General features: G+C 44.8%; 17 protein-coding genes and 1 pseudogene. 6 read left to right on the top strand and 12 right to left on the bottom strand.

Going from position 1 to position 17,071, the window contains the following annotated elements; all coding sequences use genetic code 11:
• The 12 genes from BM265_RS17970 to BM265_RS17915 form a co-directional block, all read right to left on the bottom strand.
• A partial coding sequence (locus BM265_RS17970; protein ID WP_074963332.1) for a GNAT family N-acetyltransferase occupies positions 1-478 on the bottom strand: 478 nt, incomplete at its 3' end.
• Between the two features lie 174 nt (positions 479-652).
• On the bottom strand, positions 653-1,747 hold the full coding sequence (gene ychF / locus BM265_RS17965) for a redox-regulated ATPase YchF (protein ID WP_074963331.1): 1,095 nt from the start codon (positions 1,745-1,747) through the stop codon (positions 653-655).
• Between the two features lie 29 nt (positions 1,748-1,776).
• A complete protein-coding gene (locus BM265_RS17960) occupies positions 1,777-2,055 on the bottom strand; it encodes a hypothetical protein (protein ID WP_074963330.1) in 279 nt (92 codons plus the stop codon).
• 83 nt (positions 2,056-2,138) lie between these two features.
• Positions 2,139-2,432 (bottom strand): hypothetical protein, encoded by a 294-nt coding sequence (locus tag BM265_RS17955; protein WP_074963329.1) that lies wholly within the window; start codon positions 2,430-2,432, stop codon positions 2,139-2,141.
• 143 nt (positions 2,433-2,575) lie between these two features.
• Positions 2,576-5,368: an ABC transporter permease gene (locus BM265_RS17950; RefSeq protein ID WP_242940899.1), complete on the bottom strand. Its 2,793-nt coding sequence runs from the start codon at positions 5,366-5,368 to the stop codon at positions 2,576-2,578.
• Between the two features lie 27 nt (positions 5,369-5,395).
• Complete coding sequence (trpS, locus tag BM265_RS17945) at positions 5,396-6,409, bottom strand: tryptophan--tRNA ligase (RefSeq protein ID WP_074963328.1); 1,014 nt, start codon at positions 6,407-6,409, stop codon at positions 5,396-5,398.
• A gap of 126 nt (positions 6,410-6,535) precedes the next feature.
• On the bottom strand, positions 6,536-7,444 hold the full coding sequence (locus BM265_RS17940) for a hypothetical protein (RefSeq protein WP_074963327.1): 909 nt from the start codon (positions 7,442-7,444) through the stop codon (positions 6,536-6,538).
• A complete protein-coding gene (locus tag BM265_RS17935; RefSeq protein WP_074963326.1) occupies positions 7,422-8,072 on the bottom strand; it encodes a hypothetical protein in 651 nt (216 codons plus the stop codon). Before BM265_RS17935 ends, BM265_RS17940 begins: the two co-directional genes overlap by 23 nt.
• Positions 8,065-9,258, bottom strand: coding sequence for an aminotransferase-like domain-containing protein (locus BM265_RS17930; RefSeq protein WP_074963325.1), 1,194 nt, complete (start codon positions 9,256-9,258; stop codon positions 8,065-8,067). Before BM265_RS17930 ends, BM265_RS17935 begins: the two co-directional genes overlap by 8 nt.
• 481 nt (positions 9,259-9,739) lie before the next feature.
• Positions 9,740-10,090, bottom strand: a complete 351-nt coding sequence (locus BM265_RS17925) for a DUF1667 domain-containing protein (protein ID WP_074963324.1) — start codon at positions 10,088-10,090, stop codon at positions 9,740-9,742.
• Positions 10,091-10,093: 3 nt separating this feature from the next.
• Positions 10,094-11,353 carry an NAD(P)/FAD-dependent oxidoreductase gene (locus BM265_RS17920; protein ID WP_074963323.1) on the bottom strand — a complete coding sequence of 420 codons (1,260 nt, stop codon included), beginning with the start codon at positions 11,351-11,353 and terminating at the stop codon, positions 10,094-10,096.
• Positions 11,346-12,758, bottom strand: coding sequence for an NAD(P)/FAD-dependent oxidoreductase (locus BM265_RS17915; protein WP_074963322.1), 1,413 nt, complete (start codon positions 12,756-12,758; stop codon positions 11,346-11,348). The genes BM265_RS17920 and BM265_RS17915 overlap by 8 nt, the downstream gene beginning before the upstream one ends.
• Before the next feature lie 282 nt (positions 12,759-13,040).
• Between BM265_RS17915 and BM265_RS17910 the strand changes: the two genes are divergently transcribed.
• The 6 genes and pseudogenes from BM265_RS17910 to BM265_RS17885 form a co-directional block, all read left to right on the top strand.
• Entirely contained in the window at positions 13,041-13,451 is a 411-nt protein-coding gene (locus tag BM265_RS17910; protein ID WP_074963321.1) for a Fur family transcriptional regulator, read from the top strand.
• Between the two features lie 75 nt (positions 13,452-13,526).
• Positions 13,527-14,519, top strand: a complete 993-nt coding sequence (locus tag BM265_RS17905) for a metal ABC transporter substrate-binding protein (RefSeq protein ID WP_074963320.1) — start codon at positions 13,527-13,529, stop codon at positions 14,517-14,519.
• A 78-nt stretch (positions 14,520-14,597) separates the two neighbouring features.
• A complete protein-coding gene (locus tag BM265_RS17900) occupies positions 14,598-15,317 on the top strand; it encodes a metal ABC transporter ATP-binding protein (protein WP_074963319.1) in 720 nt (239 codons plus the stop codon).
• The gene (locus tag BM265_RS17895) at positions 15,310-16,212 is read left to right on the top strand and encodes a metal ABC transporter permease (protein ID WP_177219635.1); all 903 of its coding nucleotides are present in this window, start codon (positions 15,310-15,312) and stop codon (positions 16,210-16,212) included. Before BM265_RS17900 ends, BM265_RS17895 begins: the two co-directional genes overlap by 8 nt.
• Positions 16,213-16,228: 16 nt before the next feature.
• Positions 16,229-16,765 (top strand): hypothetical protein, encoded by a 537-nt coding sequence (locus BM265_RS17890; protein ID WP_074963318.1) that lies wholly within the window; start codon positions 16,229-16,231, stop codon positions 16,763-16,765.
• 119 nt (positions 16,766-16,884) lie between these two features.
• Positions 16,885-17,071, top strand: a pseudogene (locus tag BM265_RS17885) (IS5/IS1182 family transposase); the annotation flags it as partial.

Genomic DNA, 17,071 nt, shown 5'->3' with positions numbered 1-17,071 from the left:
CTCCATTTGCAAGAATAGTTTTTTCGCTGGCAGCATTTTCTTCGGCACAGGTCACTAACATCTTTTCTATCCCAAGCTCTTTCGCCTTTACTATATTTAGCCGTAACATTTCCGTAGCATAGCCTTTTCTTCGCTCTGAAGGACGAACCGAATATCCACAATGACCACCCCAAGTGCCAAGAACAGGGTGATCGATATGATGACGTAGATCTATTACACCAACAATTCTGTTATCACTTTTTCTGATTGCAAGAAAAGTATGCGAAGGTACTGTTGCTCCTGATTCTTTGCAGTATTTTTCGTCTTTTCTCAATGAACATATCCGTATCCACTCCTCAGCAGAATCACTGGAATCCAGATACATACAACCGGCAAACTTGTCCTCATTATCAGTATCATTATCTATTATATCCTGCCTGAATGCCCATATATCCTCGGCGTATTCCATGCTTGGTTCAACAAGTACAATTCTATCCATGATTGCTGATCTCCCTTTACAGTTTATATATCCAGTTTATGATAGTAACAATTATATCACAGAGATCTTTGCATTGTCAATAAAAATGCCATAGTATTTCTGATCAAATATCAGAAATACTATGGCTAAATCTTCTCTAATAAGCGCAGTACTTAATAAGAGCGCCGCTTGTTATTATACATTGAATTTGAACAGAACGATATCGCCGTCCTGCATTACGTACTCCTTACCTTCCTGTCTTGCAAGTCCTTTTTCACGAACTGCTGACATTGAGCCGTACTGCATCAAGTCATCGAAGCTTACTACCTCGGCACGGATAAAGCCGCGCTCGAAGTCGGAGTGTATCTTACCGGCTGCCTGAGGTGCTTTTGTACCCTTAGTGATAGTCCATGCCCTTACCTCGGGCTCACCTGCTGTCAGGTAGGAGATAAGACCCAGAAGTGCATAGCCTTCCTTTATAATACGGTCAAGACCCGATGTTTCCAGACCAAGATCGGAAAGGAACATAGCCTTGTCCTCAGCATCCATATCAGATATCTCAGCCTCGATCTGTGCACATATAGGCAGCACGGCAGCCTTTTCAGCTGCGGCTATCTCACATACCTTCTTATAGTTTACATTTGTTTCGATATTGTTGCGGAAGTCGTCCTCGCTGAGGTTTGCCGCATAGATAACAGGTTTCAGCGAAAGCAGAGGTGTCTCTTTCAGCAGTTCCAATTCGTCTTCCGTCATATCAAAGCTTCTTGCAGAATGTCCTTCTTCCAGATGTGCTTTCAGCCTTTCAAGGAAATCCACCACTGCACCCAGACTCTTATCTCCCTTCATGGCTTTCTTGGTGCGGTCGATACGTCTGTCGATAAGCTCGATATCAGAGAATATCAGTTCAAGGTCGATGGTCTCGATATCCCTTGCGGGATCGATAGAACCATCAACGTGGATTATATTATCGTCCTCAAAGCACCTTACAACGTGAACTATCGCATCGACCTCACGGATATTTGCAAGGAACTTGTTGCCAAGACCTTCGCCCTTTGAAGCACCCTTTACCAGACCTGCAATGTCAACAAATTCCAGTGTTGCAGGTGTGAACTTCTCGGGGTGATACATCTCTGCCAGCGCATCAAGGCGTTTATCCGGCACAGATACTATACCTACATTGGGTTCGATGGTGCAGAACGGATAGTTAGCAGATTCTGCTCCTGCGTTTGTAAGTGCGTTAAAAAGTGTTGATTTACCGACATTCGGTAATCCGACCATACCTAGCTTCATACTTGATTTACTCTCCCTTTAATGATTTATCAGTCAGCGCAGAAGTTTCCGCAGTTTGTATCTTCTTCGTCTTCTGCGTCGTCTTTTTTAGTAAACAGCTTGCTTCCGTCAAGGAACTTGCCGCTGTCTGTGCAGTTATTACCATTATTACAGCCTATCTTTATGCCTTTTTTTATGGGTGCAAAGGTGAAACCTATGATTACACCGAAAAGGAAAAGTGCCAGACCTTTCCAGAAATAACCCACCGAAGGTGTCTTGACCTCGTTATCGATGATCTCTCTTACTGTCTCTGTGATCTTCTCTTTCATTGTTTGTACCTCCTGTTAAATAATTTATAAAACGGGTCTTATCCCGCTGTTTACATATTTTGATTTGTTCTAATTATTTATGCTTATGGTGCAAGCGGTGTGAGTCCATTCCAGATAAACATATAGAAACCTGCGTAGACGACCATGATCGTCGCTGCTGAAGAAATTATGATATGTCTGTGCTTTTCACCGAACTTTTTCTTACCGAGATTGAAATACAGCGCCAGGGGTATGAACGATAAAAGAAGTACAGCTACCAGCAGGATCAGGCTTTCCGCGTTGTTTAAATTAGCGATCTTCTCTCCTATGCTTACCGCGGCTGTCGGTATCCCCCCTGCCATCACCAAAAGAATAATAAAATAAACTATCAGACCCATAATATCAGCCCTCCATTCTTGATGAAGATGTGACACCCTCTTCAAGAGTGCCGTACACAGTCAAACTGTAATCTGCGAAATGTTCAAGTTTCTGCTGTATACTTATTGGTGGTCAATCAAAATGTATCCCTTTTTACTGTCTTCTATTCTACCGATTTAAGTGAACCTATCATATCAACTTTAAGAAGTGTAAAGTGCAGTACCGCATTCACAGCAAGGGTGAATCCCGCAGTGATGAGTGCACCGTACAGCATAGCTGAAATTGACAATCTATGGTCGAACATCAGTATATCGACCTCTGCGGTTACAGTCACGAAATAGTGGAGTATCCGCCCGACGGGAAGTCCTGCCAGTATACCAACTGCCGCTGAGATAAGGTTCTCGCGGAGGATATAATCATCTGTCTCGCGGTCGAAAAAGCCCAGCACTTTAACTGTTGCTATCTCACGATTTCGTTCTGTGATATTTATACTTGCAAGGTCATAAAGGACTACTGCGGCGAGAAGGCCTGCACTGAATATAAGCACAGCTACAACAGTGTTGAGGCTGTCCATGGAGTTTAGGAAACCTCTTGACTGATCGTCCTTGTAGGTCAGACCATAGAAACTGCTGCTTTTCAGAAACTGATCTCTGAATGCATCGGTGTCTGCGCCTTTTGCAAGTTCAATAAAGCTTATATTGTACACAGGGGCTCTGCCGAAGCTTTTTTCGTAGTCATGCGGAGTAACAAATATATAGTGGAAAGCGTAGTTTTTGCAGATATCAGCCACAGTAAACTCAGCTTTCTTACCATCTGTTTCAGTGACCGTGAATACGCTTCCTTTTTTTAGATGCAGATTTTCGGCAAGCTTTTGTGTGATGATAACACTGCCGTCCTGAGGAACGATCTTTTGTCCATTATCTGCATTTCTCAAAAGAACGAATTCTTCAAGCCTATCGGATTCACTTGGAACACAAATATTCACCATGCACTTCTGACCATCAACCGAAAGATCGACCTCATTGATCAGTGCCTGCATATGATCTGCAAGACCCTCGGCTGAATTAATCTCATTTTCAAGTTCATCATAGCTGAACCTGTTATTGAGAACTGCTATGCCATCATATACAAAGACCTCTCCGAACTGACGGTCAACAACGGAACTTATGGAGTTTTTCAGCCCAAATCCAGTGATGATAAGGGCTGTACAGCCTGTTACACCCGCAAGCGTCATGAAGAATCGACGCTTTGAACGAAGCATATTTCTGGTTGTGACTTTCCCCATGAAGCTCAGTTTATCCCATACTGCGGGACAGTTTTCCAGCAGTACTCTCCTGCCCGCTTTCGGGGGCTTGGGTCGCATAAGGCTTCCGGGAACTTCTTTCAGATCTCTCATACAGGTATATACCGTCACACCACATATACAAAGAGCTGATACTATGGTACAAGCAGCTATGTATCCCCATCTGAGAGGTGTCGATATATCAGGAATATTGTACAACATTTTGTACCCATTATATATCATACGCGGGAATATCTTTAATCCCGCCGCTGAACCTAAAGCTCCGCCCAGGATAGCCGCGGCACCGGAATATATAAGGTATTTAGAAAGTATCCTCAAACGTGAATAACCGAGAGCTTTATAAACGCCTATCAGGCCGCGCTGTTCCTCGGTAAGTCTTGACATTGTGGCAAGACAAACAAGGCCTGCCACCAGCATAAAAAACACAGGAAAGACCTTTGCTATCGAATCGACTTTCTTGCTGTCACCCTCAAAAGAGGAATAATCGGAACTGGCTTCAAATCTGTCGTAGCTGTAAATTGTAGGCTCTGGGGTATCATCAAGCTCTTTCTGCGCAGCTTCTATCTCACTGCGGGCATCATCAAGCTGTGCCTGATACTTGACATGAGCTGAACCGTCTTCGTCATCTGCCAGCTCTTTCGCTATGCCCAGAGCTTTTTCAGCTTGTAACATTGCAGATTTTTCCAGATATGCACGCTTGCCGTTCTCGACCTCACGCTCGTAGATATACCTCGCCTCTTTAGCCTTTTTCTCCCATTCGGGCATATGCGCCTGAAGCTCTTCCATGTCCATATCAAGGACACCGTTCAGGGTATCAGTGGTTTTAGTAGCTGAGGCTATCCTGTCCTGAGCATGTGTATAAAGGTCGTTGAACCTCTCGTTGACGCTTTGCTCGAAAGCTGCTCTTGCCGCCGCACCTTTTTCCTTTACGCTCTCACGGTATTCATCGGAAAAAGGGTCAGTCTCGTCTAGACCTTCCAAGTCAACGAACATCTCAGTATAATAATTGGTATAGAATTCCTCCTCGCGGAGAAACACATTACTGACGATAGTTCCGTCACCCTCGGTGGTGCGGTCGCGCTCGTAGCCTATATATGATGGCGAGGTCACGATGCCCACTATCTCAAAGGTATCGCTTTGCAGTGTGTCCGTCAGCTTTTTGGTATCATCAGGATCGGTAAAAGTCAGCTTCTCACCTATCTTGAAAGTATCCGGAGAGGATATCTTCACTTCCACCGCGCACTCGCCGTCCTTATTTGGCAATCTGCCTTCAAGGACATGTAGTTTATTCATAAGATTGGGACTTGAATCGTCAAGACTGCTGTTGAAAGATATACACTTCAAAACAATATTCTTATTCTCATGCATATAGAAAACGTCCTTGGAATAAGCGGCGTGCGCCCCGCGGACATTATCTGCCATCTTGACAGCTTCAACGTCGGAAGACCTTACACCTATGGTAGATACAAGTTTCATATCCATAAGGCGGTATTCTTCGAAATATTCCGCCGCCGAATCCACCATATCGGGCATGGTCGCCTTTACCCCCGAGAAGAACCCGCACCCAAGGGCGGCTATCAGCAAAACTGACAGAAACCGCCCTTTTGAGCGCAGAATCTCACGAATAGTATCTTTAAAAAGTGCCGTCATCATGATCGGTCTTACCTTTCAGATAAAGTATCAGCGGTCAACAAAGCCGACCTTGCGGTAAACCTTTGAAACAACTCTTCTGGATATCAGCTGTGCCTTCTGTGCACCGTCAGTATAGCACTCCTTCAGATATGCCTTATCATTCATCAGGTCATTGAACTTATTACGGACAGGTGCCAGATGATCTGCAACAGCTTCGCCTACTGCAAGCTTGAAATCACCATAGCCCTTGCCTGAAAACTCCTTCTCTACCTCTTCCAGTGTTTTGCCAGTAACTACACTGTAAATAGTCATAAGGTTGTTGATGCCGTCCTTGCCCTCGGCAAATCTTACCTCGGTATCGGAATCGGTAACAGCTCTCTTGAACTTTCTGATGATAGTGTCCTTATCATCAAGAATGAAGATGCAGGCATTGGGGTTCTCGTCGGACTTAGACATCTTCTTGGTAGGATCCTGCAGGCTCATTACCTTTGCGCCCATCTTGGGGATAAAAGGCTCGGGCAGGTTGAAGAATTCGCCGTAACGCTGATTGAATCTCTGGGCGATATTTCTTGCCAGCTCAAGATGCTGTTTCTGGTCTGCGCCAATGGGCACGAGATCGGCATTATAAGCCAGTATATCAGCAGCCATCAGCACGGGATATGTAAACAGACCTGCGTTGATATTGTCAGCGTGCTTTGCTGACTTATCCTTGAACTGTGTCATTCTGGAAAGCTCACCGAACTGTGTGGAACAGCCCAGAACCCAGCTGAGTTCGGGATGATTGCAGTTATGGCTCTGGAAGAAAAGAACGCTCTTTTCCGGATCCATACCGCAAGCGATAAGCAGAGCATAAGCCTGCAGAGAATTCTTTCTCAGGGCAGAGGGATCCTGCGTTACTGTTATAGAATGGAGATCGGCTACTGCATAGATGCAGTTGAACTCCTCCTGGAGAGGTCCCCAGTTCTTAACTGCGCCAAGATAGTTACCCAGGGTAAATGTACCTGTGGGCTGTATCATGCTCAGTATCAGTTTTTTGTCCTTTGAAAAATTAAGTTCACTCATAATTTTCTACTCCTTATATAAAACCTCAGAGCCGAAGGGCTCGGGGTCAATAGTCTTCTGAATATGGTCAATATCCACAAGCAGATATCACAAGAGATATTTACCGTTAGCAACTCACCGATGATATTATTCGCCGGAAAACCAATTCTTTTCGGATTTTTTATCTTTTCCACCTGAGTTATCAGATGTGGTAAGAGCGTCTTCCGAACTTCTCGGCAGGAACAGCGAGTTATAATACTCCAGATCCTCGTCATCAGCCGGTATGAGAGTAAGATATACAGGATCACAATCGTCACGGTAGATCATGATCTCACCATCAAAATCTTCATCAAGCAGACAATTGTCATTTACGACCCTTATCTCACCCAGCTTTTTCTCGGGCTCATCGAAACCGAGGGCAGTATTGTTTTCATCTATCCTGGTATAACTGTCATCGGTGAAATACCAGACACTTGGCTCGCAGTTGAATTCGCTGTAAGCCAGCGCATCGGTCAGCGTCCTGTAATCATCGAGAGGCGCATCACTATCGTCGGTATAGATATCAACCCAGCCAAGGGCACCCGAGAGCTTGAACTGCTCATAAGTGGTATCGGCGGGAAGAGTTCTTTCCTTCATCTCGTATTCGGTATTCAAGCTTAACCTTACAGTAGGCTTATCGCCGTCAAAGACTTTCTTCGTCAGAGAGTTCAGATCCCACTGAGCCTGAAGTTCAAACTTTTTGGGAACAAAATCATCAAGATATTCCGAACCGTCGCTGCTGTATACAATTATGGGGACACCGGGAAGATCCTTGCAGCTGACTATGATATTTACATAGCTGTCAGTCTTGCCAAAAATACCGGAGGAACCCTCCTTGGTATTATCACTGTCATAAGTGAACTGAACACCGTATTTATTGTTCATGTGTCTTATGGCTTCATTGATGTGAACTTTGCTGTTGTAATTATTCTTGCTTCCGCAGGAACAGCACACAGCCGCCGTCACAGCTGCCGCAGAGACCAGTATACCACATTTAATCATCCTGAATATATTCATTTTCATTCTCCCTGTCAACTTCTGCATCTGTCGGTATATCCTCTTCATCAAGACTGATATCAGCCTTGACCTGTGCAAGGATATCCTCAACCGTCCTCGGGTGATGTTCCTCGGCGATGATATCATCTGCTGCCTTCATCAAAGCTGCCTTCTTTTCAGCTTCGAGGTCGGCTTCATCTTCTTCGGCAGCGTCAGTATCACCCATGTCCTTTGTCTGAAAATAATACACAATGCCTGCCAGAAGGAACACAAGCGGAGCAGTAAAGCTTATCGCCCTGCCTGCACCTTGCCAGAATATTGTGCCCGTAAGCATCATAATAAGCACTATGGTGATATCCAGCGTGACAATGCAGAAAAAAGTTCTGAGTGCGCTTACAGCGGGCTGTTTATCACGAAGTTCGCCTGAATCAAAAAGGTCTATATCCGCTGCTTTTATCATCAGCAAACCACACATCAAACCTGTAATGACAGCCAGCACCAGATTCGCTATAACAGCGCCGTGTCTTACGGTGCCGCGGTCGTACATAAGCAGAAAAACATCTCCGCCGGCGCAGAATATCAGCCCCGCACTGTTCAGAAGGGTAAGACCCAGCTGAACAGGGGTCAGCGGTAGCTTAGGATCATTCACCGAACATTTCCTTTGAAAGCTTGCCAAGCATCTCGCAGCCTGCTACAAGCTGTTCATCGGTAGGTGTCGAGAAATTAAGTCTGAAGGAAGTTGTATGGTCGCTCTCGGAGATCATGAAAGCATTTCCGGGAACTACAGCAACCTTGAACTCCTTAACTGCTCTTGTACAGAAAGCTGTCATATCGCAGTCATCAGGCAGTGTGCACCATACGAAGAGTCCGCCTTCGGGTCTTGTGAAGCTGATCTTCGAGGAGAAATTCTTCTCTATCTGCTCGATCATCAGCTGGCACTTGTGGCGGTAGATAGCTCTAAGCTTTTCAAGATGCGCGTTCATATCGCACTGTGTCATGAACTTGTATGCGAGAACCTGTGCCCAGATATTGGTATGAACATCGTCAACCTGCTTACAGATTACCATCTTGTTAACGATCTCCTTAGGTGCGCTGATGTAGCCAACTCTGATTCCGGGTGCAAGTACCTTGGAGAATGTTCTGGAATAAGCTACGATACCATCCTTATCCATGCTCTTGATGGAAGGAACGTTCTCGCCTGTAAATCTCAAATCACCGTAGGGGTTGTCCTCCAATATGATAGCACCGTACTTCTTAGCCAGTTCGTAAGCACCCTTTCTCTTTTCAAGAGAAGTGGTCAGACCTGTGGGGTTCTGGAAATTGCATATCAGGTATATCAGCTTTACCTTGCCTGTCTTGAGAACTTCTTCAAGCTCATCAAGATCGATTCCGTCCTCTTTCAGCGTAATGCCTCTGAGGTCAACGTTATATGACTTGAAAGCATTCAGAGAGCCGATGAAGCTGGGAGCTTCACAGCAAAGGATATCGCCGGGGTCACAGAGGACCTTAGCCATCATGGCATTAGCCTGCTGTGCACCGCTGACAATTATAAGCTCATCTCTGCCGGGAACGAACTCACCCTTTTTCTCCAGCTCCTTTTTCAGCAGATCGCGAAGAGGTGTATAACCCTCAGAAATGCTGTACTGGAGTGCGAGTATGGGGTCTTCTTCAAAAATCTCCTTGGAGATACGTGCGATCTCATCTACGGGAAAAGCTTCGGGAGCAGGGTTGCCTGCCGCCAGGGAGATAACACCCGGTTCGGAAGTGAACTTCAGTATCTCTCTGATAGCGGAAGCCTTGATGTGTGATACTTTTTCTGAAAATCTGTAATCCATGATAGTAAACCTCTTTCGTAAAAAAATAATTATACTAGTATATTATAGCACACTTCTCCGATACTTTCAAGCTTTGCAGGACCAAAATATACAAGTTTTTAATTAAATATAGTATATATAGTCTTGTTTGATTATAAGTTTATAACAATTAAACAAAGTTTATAAATAAAACACAAAAATATTCAACAAATGGCATCCCAAGCCTATTGCATTTATTAATATGTTGTGCTATAATAATTTATAGTAAAAGAGTTGGTAAAGAATCCTATAAATTAATTTAATTTATAGATGTTCTAACAAATTGGGGCTGCCGTTTCCTCCTTGCGGCTGATAGTTAAACTACCTGATTCATTCAAATTACCACGAAACTTCGGCGCGGTTGAGTTTATCTTGACAGCGCCGTTGTTTTGCACGTTTAGATAAACAGATCAAGGAAAATCATCAGAAAAACCGTCCTCACAACACAGAGGACGGTTTTGTTTTACTGTACAGATTTAGTTACAGCTACCTGTGAACCCGTTCCAAGCAGATCATCGATAACTATCTGACCTACTTTGACAGGCAGATGAACTTCCGCAGCTTTTATAGCAGCTGTACATTCAGCGATCATATCTTTCGGAACAGGCTGAACTGTTTTAACAGGAACAGGTCTGCCCTCAGCAGAGATAACAGTAGTTGTTATTGTTCGGGTGGGATTTGATATCTCGCTTTCGGCGTAGATTTCCCCACGCTTGCAGGTATTGCCGCTCACAGAGATTACTTTTCCATCCTCGACCTCAACGGTCAGTTCACAGCCCATAGGGCAATTGATACATATGAGATTTCTCGTCATGGCTCACACCTCCTCAATTTCAGCTGTAAGATCGCAGGTCACACCGTCAAGCTTTTCTTTTTTTATGATGATATCCAACATCTCACTTGGAACCAGAATACGGCTTTTACGTCGTAAAAGCTCTTCATCGCCCACTTTGATTACTATCGAACAATCTTTGAAAACGCCTGTTACCCTAAACCTGATGTGAACGTCGCCAAGAAGATCCGCAGTGTGAATCTCAGCAGGAACTGTGTATCTCACACCGTTTTTGGGAACGACTTTGATCGCAGCTGTGTTATCGGGAGTACAGCCGCGATTTACGAATGCAGCAGCACTCTCACCTGCCCTCGCTGCTTCTTCGGACACAAAATCCACAAGATCATGTACGTGAAGAACATTTCCGCAGGCAAAAACACCGTCGATATCGGTTTCCAAGCCCTCATCAACGATAGGTCCGTTTGTTCTGGGGTCAATGGCTACACCACAATTTTTGGAAAGCTCGTTTTCGGGAATAAGTCCGCAGCTGAGAAGTAGCGTATCGCAGGGATAGAACTTCTCTGTGCCTGCAATAGGCGTGTTTGTACTATCAACCTCTGCTATAACAACACCTTCAAGCTTTTCCTTGCCCTTGATATCAACCACAGTATGGCTGAGAAGAAGCGGTATTCCGAAATCATCAAGACACTGGACGATATTTCTTTTAAGACCGCTTGAATAGGGCATAAGCTCAGCGACAGCGGCAACATGAGCTCCCTCCAGGGTCATTCTTCTGGCCATTATAAGACCTATATCACCGGAACCGAGAATAACTACTTCTTTTCCGGGAACATAACCCTCACAGTTGACAAGTTTTTGTGCTGTGCCCGCGGTATACACACCCTGTGGTCTGTAGCCTGGTATATTCAGCGCACCGCGCGGTCTTTCTCGGCAGCCCATTGCCAAGATAACTGCTTTAGCACGAATCTCTTCAACACCACGATTTCGGCTAAGGATAGTCACTACTCTGTCCTTTGAGAGATCAAGAACCATTGTCTCCGTCTCGTAAGGAATGTTCATATCCCGTACTTTTTCGGCATACCTTTCAGCATACTCAGGACCTGTGAGTTCTTCCTTAAATGTATGCAGACCGAATCCGTTATGAATGCACTGATTGAGGATTCCGCCAAGTTCGCTGTCACGCTCAAATATCACGATATTCTCCATACCATGTTCTCTAGCCGAGACTGCTGCTGCCATACCAGCAGGGCCACCTCCGACTATTACAATATCGAACTCACGCATCTTCGCTCACCTCCTGCCTGCCGTTCTTTTTTATTTCTCCGATACTACAGCCCAGTTTTTTGGACAGCAGCAGGATAGTCTTAGGCGAACAGAAACCAGCCTGACATCGACCCATCCCTGCCCTTGTGCGTCGTTTAACCCCGTCAAGAGAAGTAGCACCGAGAGGTCTGTTTATCGCATCAAGTATCTCGCCCTCGGTTATGGTCTCACAGCGGCAGACAATATTGCCGTATGCAGGATTATCCTTGATAAGCGCATTCTGTGACGTCCTGTCCAGTTCGGCAAAATGAACTAATCCTTTGCGTGTGTCTTTGTGATCATTTTTAAGTTTTAGGTCGATGTTTTTGGACAGTAATTCTCTAAGCATTTCAGCAATAGCAGGTGCACTTGTCAATCCCGGTGATTCGATCCCCGCTGCATTAAAGAAGTTAGGAGCGGCTTCTTCGATGATAAAATCGTGTGTATCTCCAACCGCGCGAAGTCCCGTAAAGCTGGTTATCACTTTATTGAAAGGAAGACCATCCACCGACAGCGAGCCCTTTGCCTTGACCTCGGCAATGCCCGATGCTGTAGTGGCTGTGTTCTCCTTATCGTCGATGTTTGCGGCAGTAGGACCAACTAGCAGGTTGCCGTGAACAGTCGGGGTTACAAGTATTCCCTTGCCCATTTTTGTGGGAAGCTGAAAAATCGTGTGGCTGACTGTACCGCCTGCATCCTTGTCCATCAGCATATATTCGCCCTTTCTTGGGGTTATGGTGAAGTGCTTTTCGACTACCATTTCGCTGATTTCATCAGCATAAACGCCTGCACAGTTGAAGACTGCCCTGGTCTCGAAAATGCCTTTATCGGTGACAACTTTATACCCATCAGAAGTCTTTTCAATTCCGGTGACATTGGTGGAAAGCTTGAATTCAACGCCATTTTCAAGGGAATTTTCAGCGAATGCCAGTGTCATCTCAAAGGGACAGACAATTCCCGAAGTCGGAGCAAATAGCGCATATTTGACTTCAGGCGAAAGCTTCGGCTCGCTCGCGCGTGCTTCATCGCCTGTTATTATCTCAAGTCCTTCAACGCCATTTTTCTTGCCTTTTTCACGAAGCTTTTCAAGGTCGGAAAGCTGAGATTCATCGAAACAAAGCACCATAGCGCCGTTCTGCTTGAAAGCAAAATCCAGTTTTTTGTACAGTTTGCGAATCATAGCGTTACCGCGAACATTCAGCCTGGCTTTCAAAGTACCCGGTTCAGCATCAAATCCCGCATGAACAATGGCACTATTTGCTTTGCTGGTACCCTCGCAGACATCGCTCTCTTTTTCGATAACGCATATCCCGAGTTCATACTTAGCCAGTTCAGCAGCCGCCGCACAACCCGTCACTCCGCCGCCAATGATAATTACATCATACATTATATCACCTGCTTTATATTGTTTTGTTAAATAATAGACAATTTATCATTTAGTCTTCATATAAATTGTAGCACATCTGCATGATTATGTCAAGTTTTATTAACATGTAAGCACATATGATTATATATACATTTTAATATGCAAATCCATTCAAATAATTTGAGAGTAGTTCTCAAATGTAAATTTTGTGTTAAGTGCGCTGAAATGCCGTTGACAGCATCCTTTTACTATGGTATAATACAAAATTGAAATTTACTCTCGATTTTAAAAGGAGGTATCACCGTGGCAAAGTACAATACCGTCCAACGCGGCGAACTGCTTGAATTTATGGGCAGGCACAAGTCATCTGCTTTCACTGTAAAAGAGATAGCTGACATGATGAAGACTGACAGTGAAATCCCAAAGCCCCCCGGGGAAAGCACGGTGTACCGACTTATCAAGGAGCTTGTAGAAAGCGGTGAGGTCAAGCGTACGGTCCGCGGCAACAGCAGGACTTTTGTTTATCAGCTGACCGACGGCGAAAACTGTCACCATCATCTGCATATGAAGTGTATCTCTTGCGGAAAGCTTTATCACATGGATGATGAAGCCAGCCGCGCACTTGTTGATAGGATTTTGCAGGAAGACAGCTTCGAGATCGACAGCAGTGCGGTCCTACCCGGAAAATGCGGTGGGTGCAGAGGCAGTAAGTAATAAATACAACGCTTTGGTATCGATGTTATGCTGTAAATTTGAACGGACAGTATTACATCAAATGGAGGATATAATATGATAAAAAAGATAATGAATGTTCTTGTATGCGTGTCAATGCTTGGACTTACAGCTTGCGGCGGTCTGGCTTCTGCACAGGGCGGAAAAGGTTCGTCAGGCAACGATAAATTCAGCGTTGTATGCACAACTTTTTCATGCTATGACTGGACTAAGGAGATAATGGGCGATCACGTTGAAGAGGCAAACCTCACATATCTTCTTGAAAACGGAACAGATATGCACAGCTTTCAGCCATCTGCGGCTGATATAGCCGAGATTTCAGCCTGTGATGTTTTCGTATACGTTGGCGGAGAGTCAGAGGAATGGGCTGATGACGCTCTCAAAAATGCCACCAATAAGGATATGAAAGTCATCAAACTGATGGACGTTGAGGGCATCAACACAAAAGAAGAAGAGATAAAAGAAGGTATGCAGGGCGAAGAAGAGGAGGAAGAAGAACACTCCGAAGCGCCTGAATATGACGAGCACATCTGGCTTTCACCAAAAAATGCACAGATACTCTGTAAGGACATTGCAGAAGCACTCTGTGATGCTGATCCGGATAACGCAGATGACTACAAGGCTAATCTCAGCACATATGAGGAAAAGCTCAGTGAGCTTGACAGCAAATTCGAGGACGTTGTATCAAACGCTAAGGTCAAGACCCTTGTATTCGGTGACAGGTTCCCTTTCAGATATCTTTGCGATGACTACGGTCTGGACTACTATGCGGCTTTTGTAGGATGTTCGGCAGAAACCGAAGCTTCCTTTGAAACCGTAGCTTTTCTTGCAAAGAAGACCGAAGAACTGGGTGTAGACACTGTATTCACGATAGAGAATTCAGACGGCAAGATCGCACAGGCTATAATCAGCAGTACCAAAAGCAAAGATCAGAAGACTGCTGTTCTTGATTCGATTCAGTCGGTAAGCAAGGAAAAGATCGAAAACGGCACGACTTATATCTCACTGATGGAACAGAATGTAGAGACACTGAAAACTGCGATCAACTGACATACAATAATACATTTAGTACAGATAACACCCTTGTCCGTTATGCGGGCAAGGGTAGTATGATGATGGAGAGGTAAAATGGGAAAGCAGATAGAATGTAAAAACTGCACATTGGGTTATGAGGGCGTACCCGTAACGGAGGACATTAATTTCACCGTTAACAGCGGTGATTATCTTTGTATACTGGGTGAAAACGGCTCGGGCAAAAGTACGCTGATAAAGTCGCTGCTCGGGCTGAGACCTGTCATGAAAGGCACTATTGACTGGTGCGAAGCAACGCACGGAGAGATAGGCTATCTTCCTCAGCAAACGCTGGTTCAAAGGGACTTCCCTGCTTCGGTAAGAGAGATCGTTATATCAGGGTGCATGGCTAAGGGTAAATTCCACCCATTTGTAAGCAAGAATGACAAGGATAGAGCCGCAAAAGCCATGGAACAAATGGGCATCACCGACCTCGAAAAGCATTGCTACCGCGATCTTTCAGGCGGTCAGCAGCAGAGGGTACTGCTGGCAAGGGCGCTGTGTGCAGCGGGTAAGATACTTCTGCTAGATGAGCCTGTCACTGGTCTTGACCCTAAGGCGCAGAACGACTTGTACGAAATGATAGCTAAGCTCAACGCAGATGGCATGACAATGATAATGGTATCCCACGATATCCATGCCGCCGTGAAGTACGCAAGCCATGTTCTGCATATAGGCAGCAAAAGACAGCTGTTTTTCGGAACGAAGGAAGATTATGTAAACAGCAAGCTCGGACAGAGCTTTATCAATTCGGAGGAGGCAGAGCACGATGAATGATATTATCCAAACTCTGCAATATTATATGGGATTCCCGTTCGTAAGGAACGCCATTATAGTCGGACTGCTTATCGCACTGTGTTCTTCACTGCTCGGAGTAACTCTGGTGCTGAAAAGATTCTCGTTCATAGGTGATGGACTTTCTCATGTGGCTTTCGGTGCAATGTCCGTTTCAACGGTTATTTCAGTAGTACTAAAGCAGGCGTCACGAGGAGAGAGTGCTTTCGCCAAATTCCTTGAAGACACAAACGGCATGGTGATAATACTCCCTGTTACGCTTCTGGCAGCAATACTGCTGCTCAGAACAGGTCAGAATACCAAGATAAAAGGCGATGCTGCCATAGCCATGATATCTGTGGGTTCGCTGGCACTGGGATACATGCTTGTAAATATGTACTCAGCTTCAGCTAACGTTTCGGGTGACGTATGCTCGACTCTCTTTGGTTCAACTTCGATACTTACCCTTAAAGACAGTGAAGTCAAGCTTTGCGCTGTGCTGGCAGCTGTGGTGATAACTGTATTCATAATATTCTACAACCGCATATTCTCGGTAACTTTTGATGAAAATTTCGCCAAGGCAAGCGGTGTAAAATCCGATGGATACAATCTGCTTATCGCTGTGATAACCGCAATGATAATCGTACTTGCCATGAACCTGGTTGGCTCGCTGCTGATATCCGCACTGATAATATTCCCCGCACTTTCAGCAATGAGACTTTTTAAAAGCTTCAAGAGCGTGGTAATATGCTCGGCTGTGATATCGGTGTTATGTGCCGGCATAGGCATGATAGCTTCGATACTGTACTCCACACCTGTGGGTTCGACTATAGTAACCGCTGATATCGCAGTATTCCTGATATTCAGCATTATAGCCGCTGTTACAAAGAGAAATTGATAACGGAGAAATGACAATGAAAAGAATAGCTGTACTGATACTCGCGGCGCTTATGCTTACAAGCTGCGGAGATACTTCAAAAGTAGATAAATTAATAGAAGAACAGAAAACAACAGGCAGCGGTGAAGTGACACTCTCCCCTGCTGATGAAGCTATTGTCGAAGAGGCTGAAAAAGCAGTAAGCGAAGAACAGGATAAACTTACGGATACCGTAACAACTACTCAACCGCCCATGTATATAGCGCCTGATGAGAGCAAACTGAAAAACGGAGATATCGACTTAGATCTTACAACACTTAACCCAAATCTTCAATATGCAGAAGCAGTTCAGATATCATGTGAGCGCGAAGAATATAAAGGAAAAAAAATAAGAATTCAAGGAACATTTGACTATGCATTTGAAAATGGCAAAGAATACTTTGCTGTTTATATTGGAGATGCAGCAGCCTGCTGTATGGCTCCGTTTGAGTTTCGCACATCTGAAAAACTTAGCTACCCAGACGACTATCCCAAAATAGGATCGACTGCTATTATCACAGGTACTTATAATTAGTCTCTCCTCACACAGCAATAAAGCAACGAAATATCGACAAATCCAACAAAATATGGTATAATAGAAGTGCAAGAAAAAGTAATCAAAACGAGAAAAAAGCTTGCACTTCGGAGGATGCCATGTATAAGTTCAAGAAGGAAAAACAGATTTCATTCACAGATTTCAATCAACCGCTTGGTTTGCAAATGAACCCGGATAACCGCTGGGTAAAGAAAGCAGAAATGATCCCTTGGGAAACAATTGAAGCTGAATATGCCAGGCTGTTCCCGAGCCATACCGGTATGCCCGCAAAGCCTCTCCGCATGG

This window comes from Hominimerdicola alba (genome assembly GCF_900112155.1).
Classification (GTDB): Bacteria; Bacillota; Clostridia; order Oscillospirales; family Ruminococcaceae; genus Hominimerdicola; species Hominimerdicola alba_D.
The sequence above is the reverse complement of the archived record's forward strand: the minus strand, read 5'-3'. Positions and strand labels throughout refer to the sequence as shown.

What these genes read in the sequence shown, in the direction of transcription:
- ychF (WP_074963331.1), bottom strand. Translation starts at nt 1,747, where the DNA reads ATGAAGCTAGGTATGGTCGGATTACCGAATGTCGGTAAATCAACACTT.
- trpS (WP_074963328.1), bottom strand. Translation starts at nt 6,409, where the DNA reads ATGAGTGAACTTAATTTTTCAAAGGACAAAAAACTGATACTGAGCATG.
- BM265_RS17895 (WP_177219635.1), top strand. Translation starts at nt 15,310, where the DNA reads ATGAATGATATTATCCAAACTCTGCAATATTATATGGGATTCCCGTTC.
- BM265_RS17960 (WP_074963330.1), bottom strand. Translation starts at nt 2,055, where the DNA reads ATGAAAGAGAAGATCACAGAGACAGTAAGAGAGATCATCGATAACGAG.
- BM265_RS17950 (WP_242940899.1), bottom strand. Translation starts at nt 5,368, where the DNA reads ATGATGACGGCACTTTTTAAAGATACTATTCGTGAGATTCTGCGCTCA.
- BM265_RS17890 (WP_074963318.1), top strand. Translation starts at nt 16,229, where the DNA reads ATGAAAAGAATAGCTGTACTGATACTCGCGGCGCTTATGCTTACAAGC.
- BM265_RS17930 (WP_074963325.1), bottom strand. Translation starts at nt 9,258, where the DNA reads ATGGATTACAGATTTTCAGAAAAAGTATCACACATCAAGGCTTCCGCT.
- BM265_RS17955 (WP_074963329.1), bottom strand. Translation starts at nt 2,432, where the DNA reads ATGGGTCTGATAGTTTATTTTATTATTCTTTTGGTGATGGCAGGGGGG.
- BM265_RS17940 (WP_074963327.1), bottom strand. Translation starts at nt 7,444, where the DNA reads ATGAATATATTCAGGATGATTAAATGTGGTATACTGGTCTCTGCGGCA.
- BM265_RS17920 (WP_074963323.1), bottom strand. Translation starts at nt 11,353, where the DNA reads ATGCGTGAGTTCGATATTGTAATAGTCGGAGGTGGCCCTGCTGGTATG.
- BM265_RS17925 (WP_074963324.1), bottom strand. Translation starts at nt 10,090, where the DNA reads ATGACGAGAAATCTCATATGTATCAATTGCCCTATGGGCTGTGAACTG.
- BM265_RS17905 (WP_074963320.1), top strand. Translation starts at nt 13,527, where the DNA reads ATGATAAAAAAGATAATGAATGTTCTTGTATGCGTGTCAATGCTTGGA.
- BM265_RS17915 (WP_074963322.1), bottom strand. Translation starts at nt 12,758, where the DNA reads ATGTATGATGTAATTATCATTGGCGGCGGAGTGACGGGTTGTGCGGCG.
- BM265_RS17900 (WP_074963319.1), top strand. Translation starts at nt 14,598, where the DNA reads ATGGGAAAGCAGATAGAATGTAAAAACTGCACATTGGGTTATGAGGGC.